Source organism: Frankia sp. CoWAU3 (genome assembly GCF_977971855.1).
In genome coordinates this window covers 1-7,491 of sequence record NZ_CDWWXB010000173.1, presented here as the reverse complement: position 1 = coordinate 7,491, position 7,491 = coordinate 1, and the positions used below count along the sequence as shown (strand labels likewise).

7 protein-coding genes are annotated in these 7,491 nt (G+C 70.4%); 6 read left to right on the top strand and 1 reads right to left on the bottom strand.

Going from position 1 to position 7,491, the window contains the following annotated elements:
* The 5 genes from AC08ON_RS14175 to qcrB all read left to right on the top strand — a co-directional run.
* The coding region (locus AC08ON_RS14175; RefSeq protein ID WP_476617134.1) for an SseB family protein at positions 1-421 on the top strand (421 nt) is incomplete at its 5' end.
* A gap of 398 nt (positions 422-819) precedes the next feature.
* Positions 820-1,386: an aa3-type cytochrome oxidase subunit III gene (gene ctaE / locus AC08ON_RS14170; protein WP_023841255.1), complete on the top strand. Its 567-nt coding sequence runs from the start codon at positions 820-822 to the stop codon at positions 1,384-1,386.
* 5 nt (positions 1,387-1,391) lie between these two features.
* A complete protein-coding gene (gene qcrC, locus AC08ON_RS14165) occupies positions 1,392-2,309 on the top strand; it encodes a cytochrome bc1 complex diheme cytochrome c subunit (RefSeq protein WP_476607483.1) in 918 nt (305 codons plus the stop codon).
* Positions 2,306-3,628 carry a cytochrome bc1 complex Rieske iron-sulfur subunit gene (qcrA, locus tag AC08ON_RS14160; RefSeq protein WP_476607482.1) on the top strand — a complete coding sequence of 441 codons (1,323 nt, stop codon included), beginning with the start codon at positions 2,306-2,308 and terminating at the stop codon, positions 3,626-3,628. Before qcrC ends, qcrA begins: the two co-directional genes overlap by 4 nt.
* Positions 3,625-5,208: a cytochrome bc1 complex cytochrome b subunit gene (qcrB, locus tag AC08ON_RS14155; RefSeq protein WP_476607481.1), complete on the top strand. Its 1,584-nt coding sequence runs from the start codon at positions 3,625-3,627 to the stop codon at positions 5,206-5,208. Before qcrA ends, qcrB begins: the two co-directional genes overlap by 4 nt.
* 27 nt (positions 5,209-5,235) lie before the next feature.
* Here the strand turns inward: qcrB and AC08ON_RS14150 are convergent, their stop codons facing one another.
* Positions 5,236-7,026, bottom strand: coding sequence for a DEDD exonuclease domain-containing protein (locus AC08ON_RS14150; RefSeq protein WP_476617136.1), 1,791 nt, complete (start codon positions 7,024-7,026; stop codon positions 5,236-5,238).
* Between the two features lie 307 nt (positions 7,027-7,333).
* Between AC08ON_RS14150 and AC08ON_RS14145 the strand changes: the two genes are divergently transcribed.
* Positions 7,334-7,491, top strand: a 158-nt coding sequence (locus tag AC08ON_RS14145) for a VOC family protein (protein ID WP_476617135.1), incomplete at its 3' end; no start/stop codon positions are given.

The following is a 7,491-nucleotide window of genomic DNA, read 5'->3' as shown; positions in this document are numbered from 1 at the left end:
GCCCGGCGCCGCCATCCCGCCCGGCGTCCCCTCCGCGCAGGGCACGGCCGCGCGGGCCGCGCTGCACCGCCTCGCCGAGGGCAAGGACGAGTGGGCCGCGCTCGGTGACCTCGCCGCCGCCGAGGTCCTGTTGCCCGACCTCGGTAACGACATCACCGATCTGTCGGAGGAGGACGACAGCCTGCTGCAGCTGCCGGTGGCCGAACGGCAGGACGGCACCCAGTTCGTCCCGACGTTCACCTCTGAGCAACGCCTGGCCGAGGCGCTGCCGGAGGTGGCGCGTTACCGCACGGTCCAGGTGGCGGCCCTGGGCCGGATCTGGCCGTCCGACGATCTTCTGCTCGCGGTCGATCCCGGCTCGGAGGGCGGCATCGCCCTGCCGGCGGACGGCCTGCGGGCGCTCGCCGCGATGTCCGGCTGAGGCCCGCCTCGGCCCGGCATCACGTCACGTCACGGTCGGGTCACGGCGCGGTCGGGGGTGTCCGTGTTGGCTCGACTGTGCCCGCCGGAGGGCGCTGGCGGGCCGGCGTGTCGCGGGTGAGGCACGCAACATCGGCTGGGTCAGCCTTGTCGCTCCGCGTCGTTCGTAGGCCAACTGACATCGCTGTGACCTGCGTTTTTCCAGCTACGGCAGGGCTTTGCCGGGCAGGCGAGGCAGCCGCCACGATGATTCGGGGCGGTCATCGACGGGTCGTAGTCCTACCGAACGTCGAACCTACAGTGGCGCGTGGGCCGTCCCGTGCCAGAATGACCGACGTGGCCTCAGCCCCCGTCCTCGAGAAGGCTCCTCCACCACACCCGACGGCCAACCGTCCCTCGATGGTCTCGGTTGGCACGGTCGTGTGGCTGTCGTCGGAGCTGATGTTCTTCGCGTCCCTGTTCGCGATGTACTTCACGATCCGTTCGGTCAACAGCGGCAACTGGCCGCCGGTCACCGGCGACCCCGCCGGATCCGAACACGGACCCGTGGAGCTGCACGTCGGGTACGCGTTGTTCTTCACCGTGATCCTGGTCCTGTCCAGCGTCACCTGCCAGCTCGGCGTGTTCGCCGCCGAGCGTGGTGACGTGTACGGGCTACGGCGCTGGTACCTGATCTCGCTGATCATGGGTCTGGTGTTCGTCGGCGGCCAGGCGAACGAGTACTTCAGCGAGAACAAGTTCACGATGGCGTCGCACGCCTACGGATCGGTGTACTACCTGACCACCGGTTTCCACGGGCTCCATGTGATCGGCGGTCTCGTCGCCTTCTTGATGGTGCTGGGCCGATCGACGTACGGGCGCTTCACACCGGAGAAGGCGACCTCGGCGATCGTCGTGTCGTACTACTGGCACTTCGTCGACGTTGTCTGGATCGCCCTCTTCGCGACCATCTACCTCCTCCAGTGAGCGACATGACTGCATCCTCGGGCTCCTCGTCATCCTCGGACACGCCGTCGGGCATCCCACCGTCGGGCACCCCGGCGTCGGGCACTGCGGCGTCGCGATCCTCGGTGTCGGTCGCCGCCACGAAGCGGTTCTCGCGCGGACGAACGGCGTCCGCGCGTCGCCGCCGGAGGTCCTCCGCGCTGGTCATGGTCCTCGGCCTGCTGGCCACGGGGGTGCTGTGGACGGTGCTGGCGCCGGGCGGCAACGCCGCGCAGACCCCGGACGCCAACGAGGCGGTCCGGCAGGGCCGGGCGCTGTACCTGCAGGGCTGCTCGACCTGCCACGGGCTGGGAGCGCAGGGCACGAACACCGGGCCCAGCCTCATCGGCGTCGGCGCCGCCGCGGTGGACTTCCAGGTGTCGACCGGCCGGATGCCGCTGGCCGCCCCCGCCGCGCAGGCCGACCGCAAGCCCCCGATCTACTCGGCGACCCAGATCGACCAGCTCGCCGCGTACATCCAGAGCCTTGGCGGCGGCGAGGAGGTGCCGAAGGTCACGGACGCGGCGCTCAACGACGCCGACCTGTCGCACGGCGGCGAGTTGTACCGGGCCAACTGCGCGCAGTGCCACCAGGCCGTCGGGCAGGGCGCGCCGCTGACCTACGGCAAGTTCGCCCCCTCGCTGAGCGAGGCCACCCCGGTGCAGGTCGTCGAGGCCATGCGGACCGGGCCGGAGTCGATGCCGGTGTTCGGCCCGCGCCAGCTGAACGAGGAGGACGCGACCGCGATCGCGGCCTACATCAAGCACATGAAGGAAGCGCCGAGTGCCGGTGGGCACAGCCTCGGTAACTACGGTCCGGTGCCCGAGGGACTGCTGGCCTGGCTGGTGGGCGTCGGTGCCCTGCTGGGTGTGTGCCTGTGGATCGGAGCGAGGCAGAAGGTATGAGTGACCAGACGGGCCGGGGCACGCCGGGGCCGGCGGATTCCGGTGCGGACCAGCCGTCCGTTCCGACGGACCGGCGCATGCACTACCCGGGCTACCAGGGCGAACCGGCCGACGAATCTGACCAGGACTCGATGAGCAGCATCTTCAGAAGGGCGAAGCACCCGGTGGACACCTCCGGCCAGCCCGCCGGGGGATCCGGGGTGTCCGCCGGCGGCCCGGACGTCCCGGCCGGGACGTCGGACGGCCCGGAGGCCCTGGGCACGCCGCCCCACCAGACCGACTCGACCCGTGAGCCCACGACCACGGCCGTTCGCCCGCAGACTGGGGTTATCCAGCCGACCTACGGGGAGCGGGCCGCCGGTGGGGTGACCGTTCGTCCGCCGCGCGCGCAGGACGTGGACCGCCGGGCCGAGCGGCGGGCGGAGCGGCTGATTGCCGGCTGGTTCCTGATCTCGGTGATCGGCACCGTCGGGTTCGTTGTCACCAACTTCGTCGGTGACAAGTACAAGGCGTACTACACCCCCTCCCTCGGGGCCGCGCTGGGCCTTGCCGTCGGTGGGCTCGGCATCGGCCTGATTCTGTGGGCCAAGCGGCTGATGCCGCACGAGCAGGCCGTGCAGGAGCGCCACGCGTTCGCCTCCTCCAAGGAGGAGATCGCCGTCACCGAGGAGGAGATCGCGGCCGGGTTCGCCGACACCGGCCTCGCGCGCTACCCGTTGCTGCGCCGCACCCTGCTCGGGGCGGGCACCGTGCTCGGCGGGCTGATCGTGGTGCCGCTGCTGAACCTGACGAACACCAAGCCGGGCAAGAAGCTCGACCACACGAGCTGGGTGAAGGGTGCCCGCCTCGTCACGGAGGACGGCCGTTACGTCAAGCTCGGCGACGTCGCCATCGGCGGCATCGAGACGGTGTTCCCGGCCGTTCCGGTGACCGAGTCCGACGGCACCGTTGCGTACCAGCCGAAGACCGATGTCCAGACCAAGGCCGACAGCACGACGCTGCTCATCCGGCTGCCACCGGGGGTCGACCGCCCCCGCAAGGGCCGGGAGGACTGGGGCGTCGACGGCCACGTCGCCTACTCCAAGATCTGCACCCACGCCGGCTGCCCGGTCAGCCTGTACGAACAGCAGACCCATCATCTGCTCTGCCCCTGCCACCAGTCCGTCTTCGACGTGCGGGACGGCTGTCGGGCGATTTTCGGGCCGGCCAGCCGGTCCCTGCCACAGCTTGCCATCGCCGCGGACAAGGACGGGTTCCTCTACGCCCGTGACGGTGACTACCACGAGCCCGTCGGTGCCGCCTTCTGGGAGCGCTCATGACCACCGCATCCGCCCCCGAGTTCGTCAAGCGGCCGGGCCCGATCCGGAAGGCCAACCGTGAGCTCGACGAACGGTTCGGCAACCAGGCCTTCCTGCGGCGCAACCTGAACAAGGTCTTCCCCGACCACTGGTCGTTCATGATCGGGGAGATCGCCCTCTACAGCTTCGTCGTGCTGCTGCTGACGGGCATCTACCTGACTCTGTTCTTCGACCCGTCGAACACCGAGGTCATCTACAACGGTTCCTACGTCCCGCTCAAGGGCGTGGAGATGAGCCGGGCCTACGCCTCGACGCTGGACATCAGCTTCGACACCCGGGCCGGTCTGGTGTTCCGCCAGATCCACCACTGGGCCGCGCTGGTCTTTGTCGCGTCGATGATCGTGCACATGTTCCGGGTGTTCTTCACCGGCGCGTTCCGCAAGCCCCGTGAGACCAACTGGCTGATCGGCATCGGTCTGGTCGCCCTGTCAATGCTCGAGGGCTTCGCCGGCTACTCGCTCCCGGACGACCTGCTCTCCGGCACCGGTCTGCGGATCGCGGCCTCGATCGCCCAGTCCATCCCGATCATCGGGACGTGGGCGTCGTTCCTCGTGTTCAACGGGGAGTTCCCGGGCGTCAACTTCCTGCCCAGGCTCTACGTGACGCACATTCTGCTGGTGCCGGGTGTCCTGCTCGCCCTGATCGGCGCGCATATGGGCATCCTGTGGCACCAGAAGCACACGGACTTCCCCGGGCCGGGCAAGACCGAGGACAACGTCGTCGGCCACCGGGTCTTCCCCGTGTTCGCGGTGAAGTCCGGCGGGTTTTTCATGCTGGTCTTCGCGATGCTCGCGCTGCTCGGCGGTCTCGCCCAGATCAACCCGATCTGGATGTTCGGCCCGTACGACCCGTCGAAGGTCAGCTCGGCCTCCCAACCGGACTGGTACATCGGCTTCCTCGACGGCTCGACCCGGCTCATGCCGCCCTGGGAGTTCCGCGGGCTCGGGCACACCATCCCCGCGGTGTTCTGGCCGACTGCCGTCCTGCCGGGCATCCTGTTCACGCTGGCGGCGCTCTATCCCGCGCTGGAAGCCAGGTTCACCGGGGACGCGAAGCCGCACAACCTGCTGCAACGGCCACGGGAGGCGCCGACCAGGACCGCGATCGGCGCGATGGCGATCAGCTTCTACCTGGTGCTGATGATCTCCGGCGGTAACGACATCATCGCCAAGACCTTCAGCATCTCGCTGAACGCGATGACCTGGGCCGGCCGCATCGGGCTCATTGTCGTGCCACCGATCGCCTATGCGGTGACGAAGAAGATCTGCATTGCGCTCAACCAGAAGGACGCCGAGATCGAGCATCACGGCATCGAGACCGGGATCATCCGCCAGCTTCCCAGCGGGGAGTTCGTGGAGGACCACCGCCCGAAGCCGACTCCCGTCCCCGACCATCCGCTCGTCCCGACGGACCGGTTCGAGCTGCCGGCGGCCAACGGGCATGGCGACGGTCACGGCAAGGGGCTTGCGCGCCGCGCAGGCAAGGCCGTGACCGGGTTCTTCGTCGAGGAGAAGCAGCCACCCGGCGGCGGCCGGCAGTAGCCGTCCGGCCTGACGGAGCACGTCACGTCAGGCCGACGGGAACCATCCGTCACCGTCATACGCACGTACCGACCGGCCGGGGGCCGCACCGAATCCGGCTGCGGCGCGGATGGCGCCCGCGGCCGGCCAGCTCCACTCGCCCTCCAGCCGCACGAGCCGCACCCCCGGCCCACCGAGCCAACGGGCGATGCGTTCGGTCTCCTCGACGGAGGCGCACGGGGCCGGACCGGGCCGCGGCCGCACCGTCTCGGCGCTGGCGACCGCGGCGTCGACCCAGGGCCGCGGATCGACACCAGGCGGCACGCTCGCCGCCGACACCAGCCGACCGTGACGCACTACGGCCAGATCCCAGCCGGCCTCGGTGGTCGGGGTCGCGGCGACGAGCTCGGCGACCCCGGTGAGGGCCGACAGCCGCTGGGCACGTGCGGCTGCGCGGACGAACGCGATCATCCGGTCCCGCTGGACGGCGGCCTCCTCGTAGCGCCGCTCGGCGGCCAGCCGGTCGATCCGCCGCGTCGAGGCGGCGATGACCAGGCCCGGATCGCCGGTGATGGCGGCCCGGGCGGCGGCGACGTGCCGGCCGTAGCTCGCCACGTCCTCCCGGCCGTCGCACGGCGCTCCGCATCTGCCGAGGTCGGCGAGGGTACAGGCGGGCCGGCGCACGCGCGGGGACAGGCGCCCGGAGCACTGGCGCAGCGGCACCGCGGCCAGCAGCGCCTCGGCGGCGGCGTCGGCGGCGCGGACGCTGCCGAACGGCCCGAGATAGGTCGCGTCGTCACGGGCGGCGCGCACCCGTGAAAGCCGTGGGAATGGCTCGTCGGTGAGCTTGAGATAAACGGAGCGCTCCGGGAAGCGGGATCGGCGGTTGTACGGCGGCTTGTACTCGGCGATCAGCCGCAGTTCCCGGACCTCGGCCTCCAGGGCGTGCGCGCATCCGATCGCGTCGACCCGCTCGGCCAGCGCCACCATCTCCGCCATCCGCGTCCGGGGTTCGCTGGCGGTGAAGTAGGTACGGACCCGGGAGCGCACCGAACGCGAGCTGCCGACATACAGGGCTCGTTCGTCGGCGTCCCGGAAGATGTAGACACCCGGGCCCGTCGGCAGGCCGTCGGCCAGATGCCGTTTGCGTCGCTGGGCCGGCGACACCCGGGAGCTGTAGTCGTGCAGGTCCTCCAGGGTGGTCACGCCCGCGTTACCGAGCCGTTCGAACAGCCCGTGCAGCACGTCGACGGTGGCCCGGGCGTCCGCCAGCGCCCGGTGGCGGGGCTCGACCGGGCTGCGGAACAGCGAGGCCAGCGACGTGAGCCGGCAGTCGGGGCTCTCGTCTCTCGTGACCACCCGCCGGGCGATACGCAACGTGTCCAGATACTCCCAGGCGGGCACCGGATAGCCGCAGAGCTCGACGGCGGCGCGCAGGAAGCCGAGGTCGAACGGGGCATTATAGGCGACGAGAACGGCGCCGCGGGCGAACTCCAGGAAGGTAGGCAGCACCTGCGTGACCGGCGGCGCCGTCGCCACCATCACGTCGGTGATGCCGGTGAGCACCGAGACCATCGGAGGGATGCCGACGCCCGGCCGGACCAGGGTGGCCATCTCGGCGAGGATCCGGCCGCCGCGGACCCGGACCGCGCCGATCTCGGTGATCTCGTCGCGTCCCGGGGAGGTGCCCGTCGTCTCCAGGTCGAACACGACGAAGGTCACGTCCGCCAACGGACGACCGAGATCATCCTGCCGGCCCTGCCGGCCCTGCCGGCCCTGCCGGCCCTGCCGGCCCTGCCGGGGCGGCCGGGGACGGTCCGGGGCGGGATCTGGGCGCACGGCGTCACGGTAGGTCCCACCCCCGACAGTTTTGCGCCCGGGATCGTCCGCGGACTCGGAGGCGAAAGCAGGTCCGCCTCGCCGCACGTCGTCACGGAGGTTCCGGGTCACGGAGGTTCCGGGTCACGGGCCGATGGAAAACGACTGACGCTACCTGCTCCGTAGGGCGCCGGGTGTGCCACGGGCCGGTATTGGCCACGAAATTCTCCGCGGTTGTCCCTTTCATGGTCCCGTCGGGGCAGTCTGGTGCTTCTGTCGGGGCGTGCGCTCAAGCGTGCGGCCCACTCGGCAGGCCTGCGTGCATCGAATGCGGAATCATGCCCAGGTGGCATGGTTCGAGACGAACGGCATTCGAGTGGCGCGGGTCGCGGTCGACTGTTTGAACGTTGACGTGATGGTGCGCTTCTGGTCCGCCGCATTGGGATACGAGGTGAGCCGGCGTGACGACGGGGCGATCCTGCGTCA